Raw genomic sequence first — 20653 nt, forward strand, 5'->3', positions numbered from 1 at the left:
TGTGACGATTAGCATGCCACAGGCCATCGAGCGATTGCCGCGCCTGGCAGGGGAGGCTGGGCTGCTGTTGGCATCACTGCTAATCATTGGTTTGGTGGTGGGCATCAGTGTCGGGATCGGCGATATGCCTATTCCGCTTTCTACGACCTATGCGGTGATCACCAACAAGCTCGGCTGGACATCCTTCGAGCTCAATCGCATCCACGAAACCATTATCTGGGATTACCGTTTGAGCCGGGCGCTGGTGGCGGCATTGTGTGGTGCCGGACTGGCGTTGGCCGGGGCCATCATGCAGTCGATTCTGCGTAACCCTCTGGCCGAGCCGTATGTGCTGGGGATTTCTGCCGGTGCATCGACAGGGGCGGTTCTGATCGTCATTCTGGGGCTCGGCGCTGGCGTGGTATCCCTTTCATCGGGGGCCTTTATCGGCGCTTTTGCCGCTTTTCTGTTTGTGGCGCTGCTGTCGAACGGTGCGCGTGGCGGGGCCGACCGAACCATTTTGGCTGGGGTGGCGGCATCGCAGCTGTTCAATGCCGTGACCTCCTATATCGTCACGACGGCGGGTAATGCACAGCAGGCGCGGGATGTGATGTTCTGGCTGCTCGGTAGCTTTGGCGGTGTACGCTGGCCTGAGTTCTATCTGGCCCTGGCGGTCGTGGGCCTCGGGCTTGTCGTGTGCCTATGCTACGCACGGGTACTGGATGCGTTTGCCTTTGGTGACGAAGCGGCGGCCTCGTTGGGGGTCAATGTCGCACAAACGCGGATCATCCTGTTTGCGCTGACGGCCGTCATTACCGCCACCATCGTCAGCATGGTCGGCACCATCGGCTTCGTTGGCCTGGTGGTTCCCCACGCGGCGCGTTTCGTGGTGGGTCCACGCCACGCCGTCTTGCTGCCTGCCTGTGCCATCGTGGGGGCGATCTTCATGGTGGTAGCGGATATCGCCTCCCGCGTGCTGATTCCTCAGCAATCCCTGCCGATCGGTGTGGTTACGGCGCTGGTGGGCGTGCCGTTCTTCTCTGTCATTCTTTATCGGTTGCAGCGCCCAACATGAGTATCAAGGCCGAGAATCTGATCTGGAAAATCGGCACCAAGACGGTGATCGATGATGTCTCCTTCGAAGCCGAACCGGGTAAGCTACTAGGCGTGCTGGGTCCCAATGGCTCAGGCAAAACCTCATTGTTACGGCTGCTGGCCAGGCTTAAGCGACCGCATGCTGGACGGGTCATGCTGGATGGGCAGGAGCTTTCGACCTTTCGCCGTCGGGCCATTGCCCAGCGAGTCGCCTTCATCGAACAGCACGCCACGACCAATGCCAACCTCAAGGTGATCGATGTGGTCAAGCTTGGCCGCTTCCCGCACCGGTCGATGCTATCGGGCTGGACGCGCGAGGACGATACGGCGGTCAACGAGGCGCTGGAGCGTACCGGCATGAGCACAAAGCGTGATGATGCCTGGCATAGCCTGTCCGGCGGTGAGAAGCAACGCACCCATGTGGCGCGGGCCCTGGCCCAGTCACCCAAAGAACTCATTCTCGACGAACCCACCAACCATCTGGATGTGCAGCATCAGATCAACCTGTTGCGTCTGGTCTCCAGTCTGCCGATGACCAGTATCATTGCACTCCATGACCTCAACCACGCCGCTATGTATTGTGATCGACTACTGGTCATGCAGGCGGGTAGGATCGTTGCCGCCGGTGCTCCTGAAGAGGTACTGACCCAGCGCCTGTTGCGTGATGTCTTCTCGGTAGATGCCCATGTGGAGACCTCGCCCCACCATGCTCGGCCGCATATTCAGTTTGCGCGCTAGCCGATAACACGCCAAACCTTGTTTCCCTCATTGCATCATGATCAGTTTAAGGTAAATTAAACTTAACGGGTGCTGGGGCAAGCGCCGTGTCTTTTCCTTGTCATCATGTAAGGATGGGTATGCAGGGCTGGCGATGGATCATAAAAGTGGGGTGGCTGGGTGGCCTGTTAGCCTTGGCGCTTACGGCGCAGGGAAAGGAGTGCCCCGATTGGCCGCAAGAGCGTTTAAACCGTGAAAGCCAGGCGCTGGCCGAGCAGGTAAGGCGCTGGGACACTGCTTACCACGATGAGGGTGTTGCGCTGATTGACGATGCCCTTTACGACCAAGCGATAGAGCGTCTAACCACTTGGCAGCGTTGCTTGGGCAATGTGCCAGATCATCGCCCACTGACGCGGGTGACCAGCAGTAGCGGCACCCTGGAGCACCCGGCGGCACAGCGTGGCCTCAATAAAGCCGATGACGAAGGCGTCAGGCGCTTTACCAGTCGCCGGGAAGATCTGTGGATTCAGCCTAAAGTCGACGGCGTGGCGATTACCCTGCGCTATGCCGATGGCGAACTGGTCGAAGCCATCAGCCGCGGAGACGGCGAGCGAGGCCAGGATTGGACGGCGCGTGTCCTACAGCTTCCCGCCGTCCCCAATACGCTGCCAGAACCCATTTCAGCGATACTCCAGGGCGAGCTGTATTGGCGGTTGGACGAGCACGTGCAGTCGCGCTCACCCTCTTCGGGCGCACGTGGTGCCATAGCAGGCGCCATGGCGCAATCTTCCCCTGAAGCGGCCACTCTTGCGCGTATTGGGCTGTTTGTTTGGGGTTGGCCCGACGGGCCAGGCGAGATGGAAACGCGAATCGCACGATTAAGCGCTCTTGGGTTTGATACGGCTGACTACACCCACGCGCTGGATGACCGCCATGACGCTGCCTATTGGCGGGATAGCTGGTACAACGGCCCGCTGCCGTTTGCTACCGACGGCGTGGTCATCAAGCAAGCCGAGCGCCCCGGCGTGCGCCGTTGGTCATCATCGCCGCCTGGATGGGCCATTGCTTGGAAATATCCTGCCCAGAAGGCGCTAGCGGAAGTGCGCGGGATTGAGTTCCGCGTGGGGCGTACCGGGCGCGTGACGCCTCTGGTGTGGCTTAATCCAGTGCAGCTAGAGGGGCGGCGCATTAGCCGCGTCTCGCTAGGCTCCTTGGAACGTTGGCAATCACTGGACGTTCGTCCCGGCGATCAAGTAGCGGTCGCGCTGGCCGGGCTAACGATCCCCCAGTTAAGCGAGGTGGTGTGGCACACTCAGGAGCGTTCACCGCTGACGCCGCCGTCACCCCAGCGCTACCACCTGCTGAGCTGTTTTGCGTTAACCCCCGGCTGCGAAAGCCAGCTGCTGGCGCGGCTCAGCTACCTGGGCGAGCAGCTTGGCATGCAGGGTGTCGGTGAAGGTACCTGGCAGGCGCTGATGGAAGCGGGTGTCGTTACGCAGTTACTCGACTGGCTGGACGTTGAACCACGCCAGCTGCAACAGGCTTACGGCATTGGTGAGGCCACAGCCGACTCGCTAATCGAGCAATTTCAAGTCGCCCTTAGTCAGCCGTTTGCGGTTTGGTTAAGTGCTTTGGGTGCGCCGCCGGGGAGTGAGGCGGTACGCGGTGATTGGAATGATCTAGCCGGCTACCAGCGCGAACAGTGGCAAGCCGTTCCAGGCGTTGGCCCGGTGCGCGCGGAGGCGCTGGTAGCGTTTTTCAGTCACCCGGAAGTGCAGCGCATGGCCGCACAGCTTAACCAAGCGGGGGTTGCTGGTTTTTAACGAGTCTGTCCATTAGCTCAAGCACTAACCAAGTCCCGTGAGGCGCAGCATTAAACCGAGATAAAGCGGAATCAGCAGCGGCGCGAGCAGTGTCGTCACCAGCACCGCTAACGCACCTTTTTGCGGCTGAATGCCCAGCTCCATGGCGACCACCACCACATTGGAGGCCATGGGAACCACGCCCAGCAGCAGCAGCGCTAATGCCAGCTCCGTGGAAAGTGGCGCGACCCACTGAAGTAGCAAAACGGCCGCCAGCATGACCACTGGCCACATCAGGTAGCGTAATCCTACGCAGGCGACGACAAATCGCGTATCCCAGGCGGAAAGCGTCACTTGGCTAAGTGTCATACCAATAATCATCATGCCCAGCAGCGTGTAGGTAGCAGGAAACACTTGCAGCGAATTCATGACCGAGGCGGGAATGGTTACCTCAAAACTGCTTAGCAATAACGCTAATAGGAAAGCGTAGATAAGCGGCAGGCGTGAAATTTTGATCAGGCTCTCGCGCACCGAAAAACGCCCGCGAGCACTAAGATAAAAGCCCACAGTAAATTCGTAAATATTAATTCCCAGCATACAGAACAAGTAGAGGGTAACGCCCTCGGGGGGCAGCAAAATCAACGCGATCGGCAAACCGAAATAGCCGGTATTGCCGGTTCCCGAGGAGAACGCCAGCAGGGCGGCTTCCTGTTCACCAAAGCGGTGGCGAGTGAAGCGTTGTACGATCAGTGCCATCAAGCTGGCCAGAATGAATAGTGCTAATGTGAGCAAAAGGTAGTCAGGCGTTGGGCCACCGTTCATCAGCGCGCGAAAAATAGTAAACGGGGCAATCAGGTAAACCAGCAGCGTCGCAATCGGGCGAGGATCTAGCTTGAGTCGTTGGGCGGCGAGCCAGCCCAGCCCCACGTAGCTCAGCAACATCAATAGCGGCCCAACCAGTGCCCCAGGTGTAAGATCCATTTACCCTCCCGTAATAGGTGTAGTGATTATGAACATGAGCCGAATTAAAGGCCGAGCGTGGAATCTTTCATTAGCCCCCACGCGATGGGACAGCGAGAATACCTCAAAATATCATCATTATTGACCATAAAAGGAAATCCCATGAGCAGCCATGAGCATCCGCTAGGTATCAGCTTTGAGTTCTTCCCGCCCAATACCGACGCTGGGCGCGAAAAGCTGATCCACGTTCGCGATGAACTGGCCGCCCGCAAACCACGTTTTTTCTCGGTGACTTACGGTGCTGGCGGATCTACCCAGGCGCGTACCCGTCAGGTGGTGCGAGAAGTTGGCGAGAGTGGTATCAGCACCGCGCCGCACCTCTCTTGTATCGGCAGCGAGAAAGCTCAGCTGCGTGACTTGCTGTTGCAATATCGTGAGGAAGGGGTCGATAGTTTAGTCGCTTTACGCGGTGACATGCCCTCAGGGATGGGGAGCATTGGTGAGCTGCGCTATGCCAATGAACTGGTTGAGTTTATTCGTGAAGAGACTGGCGACCACTTTGATATTGCTGTGGGTGCCTATCCTGAGTCTCATCCACAGGCGGCTAACCTCGATAAGGATGTGGAAAACTTCGCGCGTAAAATGAAGGCGGGGGCCAATATGGCCATTACCCAGTACTTTTTTACTGCCGATGCCTATTTTAACTTCGTCGATAAAGCCCGCGCGCTGGGCGTCGAGCAGCCGATTATTCCCGGCATCATGCCGATTACCAACTACACCAAGCTGGCGCGTTTCTCTGACGCCTGCGGTGCCGAGATCCCACGCTGGATTCGCAAGCAGTTGGAGTCCTATGGTGACGACAGCGAAGCGATTGCTGCCTTTGGCACCGATGTGGTGAGCCGGCTTTGCCAGCGTCTACTGGATGGCGGAGCGCCAGGTCTACACTTCTACACGCTTAACCAAGCGGCGCCGGTGCTGAAGATCGTTGATAATCTGACCGATTAACTGAGTCAGTTTATTTAGCTACCTCGCACTCACTAAAAACCCCACTCAACGGTTGTTGAGCGGGGTTTTCTACGCTTAGTGATTAGCGTTTTACATCAATCAGCCTGCTTGCGCCGTTTTGTTACCACCGCCATGTAGCTTGCGCTGCATGACGAACAGCACGATACCAATCGCAAGGCCAATAACGTCGGTGTAGATACCGCCGTAGATCAAGAACATCGCCCCCACCAGCATCAGCACGCGCTGTAAGGCGTTAACGGGCCCAAAGAACCACGCCTGCACCATGCCAGAGAGCAAGACAATGCCTAGGGTGGCGGTAACGCCGACGCGGAGGATCTGCATGGCGGAGCCTTCCATTAGCATGGCCGGGCTGTAGAAGAACATAAACGGCACAATAAAGGCGGCCAAACCAATTTTGAAGGAGGCCACCGAGGTGCCCATGGGATTATCACCAGAGATACCGGCGGCTGCGTAGGAAGCCAAGGCGACGGGCGGTGTAATCGCCGAGACGACCGCAAAGTAGAACACGAAGAAGTGAGCGATCAGCGGCTCAATGCCGATATTGATCAAGCCTGGCGCGACCACCGAAGCGGCCACCGCGTAGGCAGCGGTGGTAGGCATCCCCATACCCAGCAGAATACTAATCAGCATGGCGAACACCAGCGCCAATAGTTGGCTCACGCCCGCTAAACCAAGAAGCAGTGACGAGAAGCGCGCGCCCACACCGGTCAGCGAAATCACCCCGACGATTAGGCCCGCGCAGGCACACACGGCGATAATCTGAATCGACATGGTGCCCGCTATCTGCAGCGCTTTAAGAATCGCACGCAGGCCCATTTTATTGGGTGACAGCCAGCTAACCACGGCGGCTGACGCCGTTGCCAAGGTACCAGCACGAATCACCGAGTAGCCCATAAACAGCGCGACAATCAGGATAATAATTGGCGCAAATAGGTAGACCTGCTTGACCAGCTTCGAGAACAGCGGGATCTCATCTTTGCGCATGCCCCGCATGCCTTTACGGGCGGCTTCAAAGTCGACCATAAAGTAGATTGAGGCAAAATAGAGAATCGCTGGAATAACCGCGGCAAGGGCAATTTCGGTATACGGAATACCGGTCACTTCGGCCATGATGAACGCACCCGCGCCCATAATCGGCGGCATGATTTGTCCACCGGTAGAGGCAGCGGCTTCGATCGCGCCCGCGCTACGTGCGGGGTAGCCGACTTTCTTCATCAACGGAATAGTCAATGAGCCGGTGGAAACCACGTTACCCGCTGATGTGCCGTTAATCATACCCATCAAGCCAGAGGCAAAAATGGCCACCTTGGCGGGGCCACCACGGGCACGGCCTGCGGCGGCAAAGGCAAAGTTAACGAAGTAGTCGCCGACTTTAGAGGCTTGCAGGAAAGCGGCAAAAATAATGAACAGAATAATATAGGTCGACGACACCGCAGTGGTGGGGCCGAGGATACCGGCATCCGTGTACACCTGGCTAAAGAAGCGCTGTAGTGACAGTCCCGGATAGCCCAGAAAGCCCGGTAAATAGGGGCCGGCAAATACGTAGGTCAGGAAAATCGCGGAGATAACCACCAGGGCTAGACCCGCTACCCGGCGGGTAAGCTCCAAAATCAGCAGAGAACCCGCAATCGCCGCCCAGGAAATGCCAGACGGTGCGAAAGAGGTGCCCGTCGACATACGGATATTGGTGTTATAAGCCACCAGCAAGTAGCCAGCGCTGGCCAGTGCACAGACCATCAGCACCAGATCGGCAGGGTTGAAACGGTGCCGCGCCTGACGATAAAACCACGACAGCACAATCCCCCCCGCCGTAGTCGCCATGAGCGGATAACCGTAGTGCCAGTTTTCAACACTCGGGTCGATACGCATGGCTTCGCCGCTAAGCGTTTGATACATCAAAAAGACTTGCGCCAGGGTATAGGCGGCAGGAATCAGTAGCGCGTAGCTCACCCACTTAATCCAGGCAGCTGATGTTTGATGATCGTCGTCGGCAAAGCGGGCACCGGCAAAGAGCCCGTAACCGAGAATAAGCGCACCGGCAATATGCACGATACGAAACGACCAGGTTTCCATCGGATACACGTTGAGTGAGATCAGATGGAAACTTGAGTAAGCGATCGCTAATACCGCAAATAGCAGGAACTGCCAACCGGTAAACAGGCGGCGATTGGGTTCAACAAGGTCTTCATCGACACCATCGGCAATGGATTCAGGTATCACAGACGCCGCGTGAGCATCATCCTTGAGATCATTGGGTTCTTGGTCGGTTTTGTGACTCATTAGAGTTCACCCTCACAGCAAAAGCAGACAAAGGGGAAGTAGCAGCGAAAGCTGCCCCGCCCGGCGGGGCCGGTAACGGGGCAGTTAGAGCGGGTAAAATTGCCTAGTTGATCATGTCATCAGCAATTTCATAGCCGTTCTCTTCGTACCAGCGTGCAGCGCCGGGGTGAAACGGCAGCACGGTGTTGTGCTTGATGTTTTCTGGAATGGTGGTTTCAGCACTGCGGTGCACAGAACGCATACGATCATTGTTTTCCATGGTGGCCTTGGTGACTTCGTAAACGAAATCTTCCGGCAGGTCACAGCCAGCGATAGCAAAGTTCCACATGGAGACAGCGCGAGCGTCCTCTTCCAACGTCGTGTAGGTACTGGCCGGGATCATGAATTCAGCAACGGGGAAGTTTTCCAGCACCGTGGCCAGCTCTTCTTCGTTAAATTCGATGATATTGACGTCGGTTTGTACCTCCAACTGGCTAACGGCGGGGATCGGGATGCCCGCAGCGAAAGCGACGACATCAAGCAGGCCATCCTGCAACTGGCCGCCTAGGTCTGACCAACCGCCGTTACGGCGATCGAAGTTAACGCCCAGGGTTTCTAAAATGGCCGGGAAGTAGGTGTCGGAGGTTGAGGCGGCCGGGCCAAAACCAATCCGGGCGCCATCAGGAATGTCGGAAATTGACTCGATGCCACTGTCGGCAAGCGCGGTAATCGAGAACGGCGTTTCGTACATGGGGAACATGGCACATACATTATCCATCTTCATGCCAGGTGCCAGCGGGCTTTCACCTTTAACGGCATCGGAGGCGGGGCCCATGGTGGTTAAACCAAACGCCATATCGCCCGTGTGCACAAGCGCCAGGTTTTGAGTGGGGCCGCCTGTGACTTCACCGCCGCCAGATACGCCTAACTCATCGGCAATAAAGTTTGCCCAGCCTGAACCGTAAACGAAGTAGGTGCCGCCTTGGCTAGCGGTGCCAACAGTGAAGTTATCGGGCCACCCGGAACGGTCTTGAGCCTGGGCGCTGCTGGCGGCTGCGATAAGCAGGGCACTGCTGGCGAGGAGGGTAAACGTTTTAGGCATATGTTTGCGCATGGCGAAAAATCCTAGCTGTTATTGGGGTTATATATTGACGGCCTCTATTCATGCCGTCAGTCGATACTGCGTTAAGCAGGTATGCCTATATATAACAGCGATAGTCGTGCCATTTAAAGCTTATAACTTTAAAATCAGTTGCTTGTAATTTTTTTATTCAACTTTGGTGGCAAGCCCTAAGAGCTGAAGTGTCCGAGTGTTCGCACGATAACAGCTTTAGAGTGTGTGGATAATCGCACACAAATTGTATTTTTCGTTCGCTATCGGCTGTGGGGCGGTGAGCAAAGACTGAACACGCCATCCTTGGCGGCTGGGAGGGCTAACGCGAGGGTTTACCGGGATCCAGAATGCGTACGGGTTGGACATCCTGCTGCTTCTGATCATTGCGTACCTGGTTGACCCGGGTGGTCATTTCGGTAAGCGCGTCCTCCTCGATAGGCAGTTGCTCGAAGAAATCACAGCTGACGCACTCCCGGTAGCGGATACCATTTTGCTCCCAGGCGCGGATACGATCCATCACCGCGCAGCGGGGGCAGGTCACACCGGCAATAAAGCGTTTCACACTAGACATTATTAGGCTCCAAGGGCGTACTCCCGACGTGGGAGCACGCATAGGCTGGCTTTACAGGTTTAAGCGGCGTGAATACCACTATGGCGAAGCAGTGGCTCAACGCTCGGCTCACGGCCCCGAAAAGCGATAAACAGGTCAGCGGCATCGCGGGCGCCCCCCTGCTCAAGAATTTCACGACGAAAGCGCTGTCCTGTTTCAGGATCAAAGATACCGGCCTCTTCAAAGGCGCTCCAGGCATCTGCTGACAGTACTTCCGCCCACTTGTAGCTGTAGTAACCGGCCGCGTAGCCACCCGCAAACACATGACCAAAGCTATTCTGGAAGCGGTTGAACGGTACTTTCGGCAGCACGGAGACAGCGTCGCGCACCTCGTCCAGCAGCGCTTGTACATCGCTGGCGCTAGGGGCGCTAAGCTCATGGTGCAGGCGCAGATCAAACAGCGAAAACTCAATTTGGCGCATCATACCCATGGCGGACTGGAAATTCTTAGCCGCTTGCAGGCGTTCAAGGAGCTCTGCAGGCAGCGTTTCACCGCTATCGACATGCTTGGCGAGTAGGTCTAGACCTTCACGCTCCCAGCAGTAGTTTTCCATAAACTGGCTGGGTAGCTCGATGGCATCCCAGGCAACGCCGTTAATACCAGAAATGTCCGCAATATGTTGTTTGGTTAACATATGGTGCAGGCCATGACCAAACTCATGAAACAGGGTGGTCACTTCGTCGTGGGTGAACAGTGCAGGTCGGCCGCCTACCGGGGCTGTAAAGTTGCAGGTAAGAAAAGCGACCGGCAGTTGAAGGCCTTGATCCGTTTGACGGCGTACTCGGCAATCGGCCATCCAGGCCCCGCCCCGTTTACCTTCTCGAGCGTAAAGATCGAGGTAAAAACCGGCAATCGGCTGTCCGTTTTCAGTGATGCGGAAATAGCGTACGTCGGCGTGGTAGCGAGGCGCGAGGGTATCTTCTTCAAAACGCACGCCATAAAGGCGCTCAACGACCTGAAATAGGCCATCGACAACACGCGGCGCTGGGAAATAGGGGCGCAGTTGTTCTTGGGAGATAGAGTGGCGCGCTTCGCGCAGTTTTTCACTGGCATAAGCCACATCCCATGGCTCCAGTGTCTCCAGGCCTAGTTCTTCTCGGGCGTAGTCACTGAGTTCGGTAGACTCTTCCTTGGCCTGAGGCAGCGCACGGCGGGCTAAGTCGTTGAGGAAGTCGAGTACCTGCTCGGGAGAGTCCGCCATCTTGGTGGTCAACGAGTAATCGGCGTAGGTGGCAAAATCGAGTAGCTGGGCCATTTCGCTACGTAGGGCTAGGATCTCTTCCATGATCGTAGCGTTATCGAATTTGCCCGCATCGGGGCCTTGTTCAGAGGCACGGGTAACGAACGCGGTATACACCTCACGGCGTAGCTCACGATTGTCGGCATAGTTAACCACCGGGAAGAAACTGGGGAAATCCAGCGTAATCCGGTAACCCGCTATGCCTTTGGCCTCGGCGTTAGCTTTTAACGTATTGAGCGCACTCTCCGGTACGCCTGCTAACGCCTCTTGGCTATCGATATCCTTGTGCCACGCCTGGGTGGCGTCCAGCACGTTGTTGGAGAACTGGTTAGATAGCAGTGAAAGTCGCGACTGAATCTCGCCATAGCGCGCTTTTTTGTCAGCGGGGAGATCGACACCGGCTAAACGGAAATCGCGCAGGGCGTTTTCCACGGTTTGCCGCTGGGCGTTATCCAGGTTTTCCCAGGCCGGGCCTTCTTTCAGGGCTTGCCAGCCCTGAAAGAGTCCTTCGTGCTGGCCTACCCAGGTGCCAAAGGCGGAGAGCTTCTCCAGACATGCCTGATACGCTTCGCGCATTTCTGGGGAGTTCATGGTGCCATTGAGGTGCGAAACCGGTGACCACATCTTGGTAAGCCGGTCATTTACCTCTTCAAGGGGCGCCGCAAAATTGTCCCAACTGGGCGGGGCGGCGGCTGCCTGCTCGGCGAGGCGGTCAATGGCCTCGTGGCTTTCGCTTAGCAGCGTCTCCACGGCGGGCTCCACGTGCTCGGCGCGAATCTCAGCAAAAGGGGGCAGTTCGTGCGTTTCAAGCAGCGGGTTGGAGGACAATGGAGTGGAGGACATAGTCACCTCGGGTGGCGTGCGTTTAAAAGCAGTGTTTTGAAAAAAACAAACGTTTTAAAACGTTAGGGGAGCGCAAAACGCGCGATAATGATGACACAGTGCGGGCGGCGGGGCTGTGTTTCAATGCTCGCTTCAATACTAGCCGCAATAACATGGTTTTATGTCAGGGGGGGGCAGGGTTTGGCCTGCACGCATGCGCCTGCTAGTCTTGCCGCCTTTTAATGCCACCATTGGCAGGAGTATGTAATGAGCGAGACGCTGGAGCGCTGGGGGTCGAAGCGGGCCTTTATCTTGGCGGTAACGGGTGCTGCGGTAGGGTTAGGCAACATCTGGCGCTTCCCCTATGTGGCCGGAGAGAACGGCGGTGCGGCGTTTCTGCTGATTTACGTGGCGTTTGTGCTGTTGCTGGGTATTCCAGTCATGATGGCGGAAATACTGATTGGCCGCGCCGGTCGGCGTGGGCCGATGCAAGCCTTGGGCGCCCTGGCAGCCGAAGCAGGTGCTTCACCTAACTGGCGGTGGCTGGGCCTTTTTGGTGCGTTCACCGTTTTCTGCATCTTATCGTTCTACTCGGTGGTATCGGGCTGGTCGATTGAGTTTTTGGTAGCGTCTGTTAACGGCAACTTCAATGGTGCGAGTGCCGCTGAGATTGGCGCTGGTTTTGAGGCTTTTTTAGCTAGCCCAGGGCTGCTGATCTTTAATCACTCGCTGTTTCTGTTTATGACGATGACGGTTGTTGCGGCAGGGGTTGCCAAGGGGCTTGAGCGGCTGAATAACCTGCTGATGCCGCTACTGTATCTGTTACTGCTGCTATTGGCGGTCTATGCCGCGACCACCGATGGTTTTGCGCCAGCGTTAGCGTGGTTGTTTCTGCCCTCTTTCGAGGCACTAACCCCCTCGGTGGTGGTGCATGCCATGGGCCATGCGTTCTTTACTCTGGCGGTTGGCGCCTGTGCATTGATGGCCTATGGCGCTTATATGCCGGAAGAGCAGAGCTTGCCGAAAGCAGCGGTTGCCGTCGCCGTACTTGATATTAGCGTGGCATTACTGGCGGGGATCGCGATTTTCTCGGTGGTGTTCGCCCAGGGCATGGATCCCACCGACGGCCCAGGGCTAATGTTTGTCACTCTGCCCATTGCGTTCTCTGAGCTGCCTTGGGGCTCCATGTGGCTAAGTGTGTTCTTTTTATTGTTGCTACTAGCCACCTGGACATCGGCGATTAATCTGGCGGAGCCGATGGTTGCCACGCTGCAGGGGTTAGGGCTGCGTCGCAGTATCTCGACGGCGATCGTGGCGCTCAGCGTTTGGCTGATTGGGCTGCTCTCAGCTTTCTCTTTTTCATCTCTGGCGGAGTTCCGCCCGCTGTTTGGGCGCAATGTCTTCGAACTTGTCAGTAGTATACCGCCGGATGTTTTTCTGCCGCTGGGCGGGTTACTGATCGCGATTTTTGCGGCCTGGGTAATGCCCCGTGAGAAGGTGGTGAACGCGTTAGGCGTGGGTGAAAGCGGTTATGTGCTGTGGCGCAATATTATCCGCTGGGTGTCGATTCCGCTGACCTTTATTGTTCTATTGGCTGGATTGCTTTAGCGAATTGCTATAGTGAGTTGATCAATTTTCCGTTTTCCACCCGACATCTCAGGAGCGAGTTATGAGCAGTGCACTAAGGCACTATCAAGGTATGCAACCCCAATTGGGCGAGCGCGTTTATATTGATCCGGCCAGTGTGGTCATTGGTGACGTGGTGTTGGGCGATGATTGCTCCGTGTGGCCGATGACAGTAATTCGTGGCGATATGCACCGCATTCGCATCGGCGCACGTACCAGCGTGCAGGATGGCAGCGTGCTGCATATTACCCACGCCAGTGATTTCAGCCCGGACGGCTTTCCGCTCACCATTGGCGATGACGTTACCATTGGCCATAAAGCGATTCTGCATGGCTGCACCTTGGGAAGTCGGATTCTTGTCGGTATGGGGGCGATTGTGATGGATGGCGCGGTCGTTGAGGATGAGGTCATTATCGCCGCGGGCGCCGTGGTAACGCCCGGCAAGCATTTGGAAAGTGGCTATGTGTATGCTGGCAACCCAGCCAAAGCGCTGCGTCCATTGAAAGACAAGGAGCGCGCGTTCTTTCCTTATACCGCAGGTAACTACGTTAAATTAAAAGACCGCTTTTTGGCAGAATTTTAGCAGTAGTGCCTTTTCTCTAAGCAGTTGCTCAGCCAACCTTTTTTCTTCATTAGCCGTGTCGCGAATGTCATAAATCTGTTAATTTATACAGTTCTCTGTTTGCAGATTCTAGGATGCCGCGTTATGGCTAATTTTCGCACGCATATTACGGTGGCAGCGGCGGGCGGCATGCTGGTAGCTTACGCTGGATGGAAAGGCCAATGGTGGCCATCTTCCCAGGCGGTGGTGATGATTGCGCTCGTCACATTCGGCGGTATTCTGCCTGATATCGATGCTGATCGATCTCACTCTATCCGTTTAATATTTAACCTGCTTTCCGTGCCTGCCCTGGTGCTGGGGGCGCTGTTATTGCAGCCGTGGCTGACCCCGGGGGCATTATTGATGGCCTGCGGTGGGATTTACTTCTGCGTGCGTTATTTGGCAGGCATCCTGTTTTCGCGTTTCACCGTGCACCGCGGTATCTGGCATTCACTGCTAGCAGGCGGGTTATGCAGTCTCGTCACTGCCGCGGTAAGTTTTAATTTACTTGGCCAGCCATCATGGCTGGCCTGGTCTCACGGTGCTGCTACCTTGGTAGGATTTTTGATCCATCTGAGTTTGGATGAGATATACAGCGTTGACCTTGAGGGTGCTCGGTTAAAACGCTCGTTTGGCACGGCGCTGAAACTGGGCGATAGCCGTCGGCCAATGTCCAATCTGCTTATGCTGATTGCGACGCTGACCTTGGTGCCTTGGGCGCCGCCCTGGCACGTACTGGGTGAGTTGCTCCATCAAGGCTCGCTGCTATGGCGGTAGTCATCGGCATTGAGGCCGTGCTTTTTAAGCTTGTCGTAAAAGGTTTTACGCGGAATGCCTAAATGACGACAAACGTTGGTTACCCGTCCGTGGTAGCGCGCTAGCGATTGGCTGATCAGGCTCTTTTCAAATAGTTCCACTTGGCGGGGAAGAGTGGGCTCTTCGGTGTCGGCGTTGACACCTTCCAGCAGCGCATCCAGGCGATAGTCGAAGGCGGCACCCAATAGCACATAACGTTCAGCCAGGTTACGCAGTTCGCGCACGTTGCCGGGCCAGTCATGGGCCAGTAGGGCGGCAATGGCAGGGCTATCAAGAGTCGGTGCTTCCAGCCCGCTGCGGTTGGCAGCCACCACGGCAAAGTGCTGGAACAGTAAGGGAATGTCCTCGCGCCTTTCACGCAGGGCTGGCAGCGGCAGAGTGACTACGTTCAGTCGGTAATAAAGGTCTTCACGAAAAACGCCCTCTTCGGAAGCGGTTTTGAGATCAACTTTGGTGGCCGCAATCACGCGGATATCAAGCGGCACGGTTTCATTGGCGCCGAGCCGTTCGACGCTGCGCTCCTGCAGTACCCGCAGCAGTTTGACTTGCAGCGCCATGGGCATCGATTCAATCTCATCCAAAAACACCGTGCCGCCGTTAGCGTGCTCGAACTTGCCGATGCGCCGCTCTACGGCACCGGTGAAGGCACCTTTCTCGTGGCCAAACAGTTCGGACTCAATGGTGTTTTCGGGCACCGCGCCGCAGTTAATCGCCATAAAGGGGCTGTTACGCCGCCCGCTGCGTTCGTGAATCGCACGGGCCACTAAGTCTTTACCAGTGCCGGTCTCACCAAACAGCAGTACATCGGCTTCGACTTGGCTGATGCGCTGGATCATGGCGGCCAGCCGCGAAATGATCGGCGTGCGGCCCACCAGCCTCGGCCCTAATGCGGCTTGCTGCACTTCCAGCTCGGCTTTAAGACGGTGGTTTTCTAAGCTGAGCTGGCGTTTCTCTATGCCCCGGCGCACCACATCCAGCAGTTGATCACCGGCAAACGGCTTCTCGAGAAAATCCCAGGCCCCAGCGCGCATGGCTTCTACCGCAGTGGAAATATCGCCGTGGCCGGTGATTAAAATAATCGGCAGGGTGGCGTCGCGGCTGTGTAGCTCATGGAGCAAGGACATGCCATCCATCCCAGGCATGCGGATGTCGCTGACAATCACCCCCGGAAAGTCAGGCGTCAACGCCGCCAGCGCTTGTTCTGCTGATTCAAAGCAGTATGGCGTATAGCCTGCAAGCTCAAGAGTTTGGCTGGCGGTGATCCGCAGATGCGGCTCGTCGTCGATCACCATGACCGGAAGCGTCGACGGCTCATGCATAAGAGGAATTCTCCTGGATGTGGGTTAACGGCGAGAGGGGCAGAGTGATGGTGAAGCTGGCGCCACCCTCGGGCTGGTTAGCAGCCTGCAGTTTGCCGCCTAAATCGTCCATGATACGCGACGAGATCGAGAGTCCCAGGCCTAAACCGCTCCCCGGCGCTTTGGTGGTGAAAAAGGGTTCAAAAATCTGCCCTAAGTGCTCCTCTGGGATGCCGGGGCCATTATCGCTAACGCTAATGATCACCTGCTGTTGATGGATATGGGCGCCAAGGGTGAGTTGCGGTGCTGGCACGGTTTTCATGGCCTGCAGCGCATTGCCGATTAAATTAACCAGCACTTGTTCCAGGCGTACCAGGTCGCCTTTAACCCATAGTGTTTCAGTGGGCCAATCATGAACAATGATGACATTGCCTTCGCGCAGGCGGCTTTGAAATAGGCGTAGGGCGTAGTCGATACAGGCCTGTACCGAAATGGTTTCTTGGCGCTCGCTGCTCTTACGCGAAAACTGGCGCAGCTGTGCGCTTATATCTGCCATGCGCTCGGTGAGCTCAACGATCTGCTCAAGGTTGGCATCTGCCTTGTCGTGGTGGGCCAGTTCCATAAACCGGCGGGCGTTTTCAGCGTAGGCGCGAATAGCCGCCAGCGGCTGATTAAGCTCATGGTTAATACCCGCAGCAAGCTGCCCCAGTACCGCAAGCTTGGCCGCTTGAATCAACTCATCCTGGGTCTGGCGTAGGTTGGCTTCAGCTCGGCGACGCTCCTCGATTTCATCTGAAAGGCGTTGGTTGCTGGCCATCAGGTCACGGGTACGGCGTTCCACGCTGACCTCTAATTCGTCACGAACGCGTGCCAAAGTGTTGCGCTCGCGCTCGGCAAACGCTTCACGCTCACGGCGTAGCCGTAGGCGCTGCCAGCCAATGCCGGCACCCAGTGCAACCACGCCGTAAAGGCCCCCCGCCATCAGGGCGGCGATCCACTGGGCGCTAACCACCGGGGTTAACGGCTTTAAGATATGCATTTGCCAGCCAAACTCCGGGATAGGCCGGGTCAAGCTGAGATATTCGCCTCCGCTTAGCGGGCCTTGAGAAAAGCTGACTAGCTGGCTGCCCAGGCCATAGGGCGCATTAACTTCAATCCCCGATGTCGTCAATGGCTCCATGGCATAGCGACGTGTATCTCGCAGGCTTTGGCGTTGTTCATTGGTGAGCGGGTAGAGGGCGTTCATGCGCAGTTCAGGGAGGCTGGCCATGAAAATAATGTTGTCGCTGTCGGTAACAAGTAGTTCGGCGTCCTGCTCTGCCCAACTCTCTTCAACATCATCTAGTAACACTTTAACGACTAATACGCCATCAGGCTTAGCATCTGGTGAGGTATCGTCGAGCCAAACCGGCGCCGAAAAAAAGTAACCCCGCTCAAGTGACTGGGTGCCTAAACCATAAAATCTGCCTTGTCGGCCCGCGATTGCTTCCGTGTAATAGCTGCGAAAAGCATAATTTTGGCCAATAAAAGTATTGGGGCGGTGCCAGTTACTGGCCGCGATAGTGTCGGCATCACGATCAAGTAAATAGACATCTGAGACCCCTGCTGTGAAGCGAAAGCGATCCAGTAACATATTCAGCTCTATTGGATCTTGGCTATCGGGGGAGGCCAAAAAGCGTTGTACGCCTTCCCGAGTGGCCAGCATTTGCGGCAAGTAGTCGTAGCGCAGCAAATAGCCGTTTAAGTTGGCGGCAGAGAGGCGAAGCTCGTTCTCAGCATCGTCCTGCAAATTGGAAAGCGCTTGTTCGCGCGCCAGTTGTGCGGCCTGCCACATACATAATAACAAACCAAGTGGAATGACTAGCAGCCATAGGCGCCGCCAACGCAGTGGTAAGGGAACGGGCATCTTGAGGTTCATGCTAACGTTTTACTGTTGCCTTGGGCACGGCGAAGTGCGCGCTGGGCTCGAGTCTCAGCCCTCGCCATCTCAAGCAGCCCTTCTTCAACAAACACGAGGTGCTCGTGGGCACGAGCGCGGGCATCTTCTGCGCGCCCCTCAAGGATAGCGTTAAGTAGAGCGCGGTGCTGTTGCATTAACTGGTTGCGCGAATCAGGCTTAGCAAAAAGGTGCGCCAAATTATTCACAATGCTTTTTTCTAACAGGTGAAAAATACCGCGAATGGTATGCAGGAGTAGAACATTGTGGGCGGCTTCGGCAATCGCAAGATGAAAGGCCGCATCCAACTTGGCTTCTTGGATAGGGTCGGCGCCTGCAAACCCACCGTCGAGCTCCTCAAAGCGCTGAATAAGGACGGCTTTATCGGCAGGCGTTGAGCGCAGCGCAGCATAATAAGCGGAGATTCCCTCCATAGCGTCGCGGAATTCAAGCAGATCAAAGTTAAATTCGTTATGACGAGACAGCATTTCCAGCAGCGGATCGGTATACCCATTGCTAAGGTCGTCGTTAACAAAGGTGCCGCCACCTTGGCGGCTGGTCAGTAAACCGCGAGCTGCTAATTTTTGGATGGCTTCACGCAAAGAGGGACGCGATACGCCAAATCGCTCGGCTAATTCACGCTCTGGAGGTAAGCGCTGCCCAGGTTTTAAGCTGCCTTCTAGCATCATCGCTTCTAAGCGCTCAGTAATCACATCGGCCAAGCGCTGCTGGCGGAGCGGGGGATAGCTCATTCTGAATGGCTCATGTTGGTTGGCTCCTCTAATTGGTAAGACCAATATTAAGATTTTTAGAAGACCAGCTCAAGCGCTTGCTGGGTAGAATTAAGCGTTAATAGCGTTCGTTAAATCAGGCTTTGAACTAAAGTATAGACTTGTTAAAAGGTTATAAAACCCCATCACCGTTTGACACGATAATGGTGGCTCACTAATGTTGTCGCTATATTTTTTGTCAATTGGTAAAACCAATTCTTTAGTTTGGGATGTCGGTGTATAGCGCATCCACTGCACAGGGCTCGCCATGATCATTTCAGCATCCACGGACTACCGCGAGGCTGCCAAGCGCCGCATTCCTCCGTTTCTTTTCCACTATGCGGACGGGGGGGCTTACGCCGAGCATACGCTGCGGCGTAATGTCGAGGATCTAGCGGGTATTGCGTTGCGGCAGCGGGTGCTAAAAGACATGTCGTCGCTGTCATTAGAAGCCGAACTGTTCGGTGAGAAACTGGCCATGCCTATTGCGCTTGCACCGGTGGGGCTAGCGGGTATGTATGCGAGACGTGGCGAAGTTCAGGCGGCGCGGGCTGCTGCTAGTAAAGGTGTACCGTTCACACTTTCCACCGTATCGGTATGTCCCATTGATGAAGTAGCTTCTTCCATTGATCGGCCTATCTGGTTTCAGCTTTATGTACTGAAGGACCGGGGCTTTATGAAGCATGTTCTCGAGCGAGCTAAAGCTGCTGGTGTGAAAACGCTGATCTTTACTGTCGATATGCCTGTGCCGGGCGCGCGTTATCGCGATGCCCATTCAGGTATGAGCGGTAAACGTGGGCCAATGAAGCGTGTGCTACAGGCTGCGCTGCATCCTCTTTGGGCCTGGGATGTGGGAATTCATGGACGTCCTCATGATTTGGGTAACGTGTCTGATTATCGCGGTAAGCCAACGAAGCTTGAGGACTATATTGCCTGGCTGGGTGATAACTTTGATCCGTCCATCTCCTGGAAAGACCTGGATTGGATTCGTGAGCAGTGGGATGGGCCGATGATCATCAAGGGGATACTCGACGCTGAGGACGCCCGTGATGCGGTTCGTTTTGGTGCGGACGGTATCGTTGTTTCCAATCACGGTGGCCGACAGCTTGATGGCGTTCTTTCTACCGCACGCGCCTTGCCTGCTATAGCGGATGCGGTACAAGGAGACTTGGCTATTTTGGCCGATTCTGGCGTACGCAGCGGGCTCGATGTAGTGCGGATGATCGCCATGGGGGCCGATACCGTATTGATTGGGCGTGCCTTCATTTATGCGCTTGCCACTGCTGGGGAAGCGGGCGTTGCCCATCTGCTTGATCTGTTCGAGAAGGAAATGCGGGTTGCAATGACGCTTACCGGGGCGCGTAGCATCGCCGACCTTGGGTCAGGCTCGCTGGTGCCAGACTCAATCCGCGGCGCCTAATGAGCATTACTTACGTCTCTCTCAAAGCCTTGCTTAAAAACTGCTTGCCAACCCGGCGCTGAATCCGTAAAGTACGCATCCGCTGCCGGGGACGCCAAGCGTTGCCAGCGGTGCATGAGGTGTAAAAGCCTTGGTTTGTCAGGCAGTTAACGCTTTTGCGAAAGCAGGCGGTTTGAGATGTTAGTGAGTTCGCATCGACAACAACGCCCTTGACAAACACCAGGAAATGCGTAGAATACGCCTTCCTCGCTGAGGCAAGCCAGCTCAACGGTTTGTAGGTAGTTTTGACAACTATCGCAGCGAAACAGCTCTTTAAAAATTTGATCAGGTAATTCATGTGGGCGCTTGCTGACGTTGGTGACAAATCACCAAATATCAAGGCAAGCGGTCATGAGAACGACAGTTTTTAAACGTAAGTTTTTAAACAATAGTTGAATGAATTCGTTTGAACCTTGAGCCAAGTTTGGTTCGCTTCTGTCACTTACGAGTGGCAGGTAAGAACCGCATAGATCTTAAACTGAAGAGTTTGATCATGGCTCAGATTGAACGCTGGCGGCAGGC

At 55.8% G+C, this 20653-nt stretch carries 16 protein-coding genes; 8 read left to right on the forward strand and 8 right to left on the reverse strand.

Annotated elements, in window-relative coordinates; all coding sequences use genetic code 11:
• Position 1 precedes the first annotated feature (1 nt).
• From QT230_RS20160 to ligB, 3 genes are all read left to right on the forward strand, one after another.
• The gene (locus QT230_RS20160) at positions 2 to 1054 is read left to right on the forward strand and encodes an iron ABC transporter permease (RefSeq protein ID WP_308323950.1); all 1053 of its coding nucleotides are present in this window, start codon (positions 2 to 4) and stop codon (positions 1052 to 1054) included.
• The gene (locus QT230_RS20165) at positions 1051 to 1812 is read left to right on the forward strand and encodes an ABC transporter ATP-binding protein (RefSeq protein ID WP_308323951.1); all 762 of its coding nucleotides are present in this window, start codon (positions 1051 to 1053) and stop codon (positions 1810 to 1812) included. Before QT230_RS20160 ends, QT230_RS20165 begins: the two co-directional genes overlap by 4 nt.
• A 119-nt stretch (positions 1813 to 1931) precedes the next feature.
• Complete coding sequence (gene ligB, locus QT230_RS20170) at positions 1932 to 3614, forward strand: NAD-dependent DNA ligase LigB (RefSeq protein WP_308323952.1); 1683 nt, start codon at positions 1932 to 1934, stop codon at positions 3612 to 3614.
• A gap of 24 nt (positions 3615 to 3638) precedes the next feature.
• On the opposite strand, the gene QT230_RS20175 is transcribed toward ligB, so the two are convergent.
• Complete coding sequence (locus QT230_RS20175) at positions 3639 to 4574, reverse strand: AEC family transporter (RefSeq protein WP_308323953.1); 936 nt, start codon at positions 4572 to 4574, stop codon at positions 3639 to 3641.
• Positions 4575 to 4715: 141 nt separating this feature from the next.
• On the opposite strand from QT230_RS20175, the gene metF reads away from it, so the two are divergent.
• A complete protein-coding gene (gene metF / locus QT230_RS20180; RefSeq protein WP_308323954.1) occupies positions 4716 to 5558 on the forward strand; it encodes a methylenetetrahydrofolate reductase [NAD(P)H] in 843 nt (280 codons plus the stop codon).
• Positions 5559 to 5657: 99 nt separating this feature from the next.
• Here metF and QT230_RS20185 read toward each other — a convergent pair whose 3' ends face one another.
• The 4 genes from QT230_RS20185 to prlC form a co-directional block, all read right to left on the reverse strand.
• A complete protein-coding gene (locus QT230_RS20185; protein ID WP_308323955.1) occupies positions 5658 to 7859 on the reverse strand; it encodes a TRAP transporter permease in 2202 nt (733 codons plus the stop codon).
• A gap of 103 nt (positions 7860 to 7962) precedes the next feature.
• Entirely contained in the window at positions 7963 to 8952 is a 990-nt protein-coding gene (locus QT230_RS20190) for a TAXI family TRAP transporter solute-binding subunit (protein WP_308323956.1), read from the reverse strand.
• Between the two features lie 319 nt (positions 8953 to 9271).
• Complete coding sequence (locus QT230_RS20195; protein WP_308323957.1) at positions 9272 to 9523, reverse strand: YheV family putative zinc ribbon protein; 252 nt, start codon at positions 9521 to 9523, stop codon at positions 9272 to 9274.
• 59 nt (positions 9524 to 9582) lie between these two features.
• Positions 9583 to 11631 carry an oligopeptidase A gene (gene prlC, locus QT230_RS20200; RefSeq protein WP_308323965.1) on the reverse strand — a complete coding sequence of 683 codons (2049 nt, stop codon included), beginning with the start codon at positions 11629 to 11631 and terminating at the stop codon, positions 9583 to 9585.
• Positions 11632 to 11892: 261 nt separating this feature from the next.
• Between prlC and QT230_RS20205 the strand changes: the two genes are divergently transcribed.
• From QT230_RS20205 to QT230_RS20215, 3 genes are all read left to right on the forward strand, one after another.
• Positions 11893 to 13233: a sodium-dependent transporter gene (locus QT230_RS20205; RefSeq protein WP_308323958.1), complete on the forward strand. Its 1341-nt coding sequence runs from the start codon at positions 11893 to 11895 to the stop codon at positions 13231 to 13233.
• 61 nt (positions 13234 to 13294) lie between these two features.
• A complete protein-coding gene (locus QT230_RS20210) occupies positions 13295 to 13834 on the forward strand; it encodes a gamma carbonic anhydrase family protein (protein ID WP_308323959.1) in 540 nt (179 codons plus the stop codon).
• A gap of 123 nt (positions 13835 to 13957) precedes the next feature.
• The gene (locus tag QT230_RS20215) at positions 13958 to 14629 is read left to right on the forward strand and encodes a metal-dependent hydrolase (RefSeq protein WP_308323960.1); all 672 of its coding nucleotides are present in this window, start codon (positions 13958 to 13960) and stop codon (positions 14627 to 14629) included.
• Here QT230_RS20215 and QT230_RS20220 read toward each other — a convergent pair.
• The 3 genes from QT230_RS20220 to QT230_RS20230 are packed head-to-tail and all read right to left on the reverse strand — an operon-like array spanning position 14605 to position 18654.
• On the reverse strand, positions 14605 to 15987 hold the full coding sequence (locus tag QT230_RS20220) for a sigma-54 dependent transcriptional regulator (protein ID WP_308323961.1): 1383 nt from the start codon (positions 15985 to 15987) through the stop codon (positions 14605 to 14607). The genes QT230_RS20215 and QT230_RS20220 overlap by 25 nt on opposite strands.
• Positions 15980 to 17872: an ATP-binding protein gene (locus QT230_RS20225; RefSeq protein WP_308323962.1), complete on the reverse strand. Its 1893-nt coding sequence runs from the start codon at positions 17870 to 17872 to the stop codon at positions 15980 to 15982. Before QT230_RS20225 ends, QT230_RS20220 begins: the two co-directional genes overlap by 8 nt.
• Positions 17873 to 17880: 8 nt before the next feature.
• Positions 17881 to 18654 carry a GntR family transcriptional regulator gene (locus QT230_RS20230; protein WP_308323963.1) on the reverse strand — a complete coding sequence of 258 codons (774 nt, stop codon included), beginning with the start codon at positions 18652 to 18654 and terminating at the stop codon, positions 17881 to 17883.
• Between the two features lie 286 nt (positions 18655 to 18940).
• Here QT230_RS20230 and lldD point away from each other — a divergent pair, with 286 nt between their 5' ends.
• On the forward strand, positions 18941 to 20092 hold the full coding sequence (gene lldD, locus QT230_RS20235) for an FMN-dependent L-lactate dehydrogenase LldD (RefSeq protein WP_308323964.1): 1152 nt from the start codon (positions 18941 to 18943) through the stop codon (positions 20090 to 20092).
• The last annotated feature ends 561 nt before the right edge of the window (positions 20093 to 20653 follow it).

The sequence above is a fragment of the Halomonas sp. SpR8 genome, from assembly GCF_031010195.1.
GTDB lineage: Bacteria > Pseudomonadota > Gammaproteobacteria > Pseudomonadales > Halomonadaceae > Vreelandella.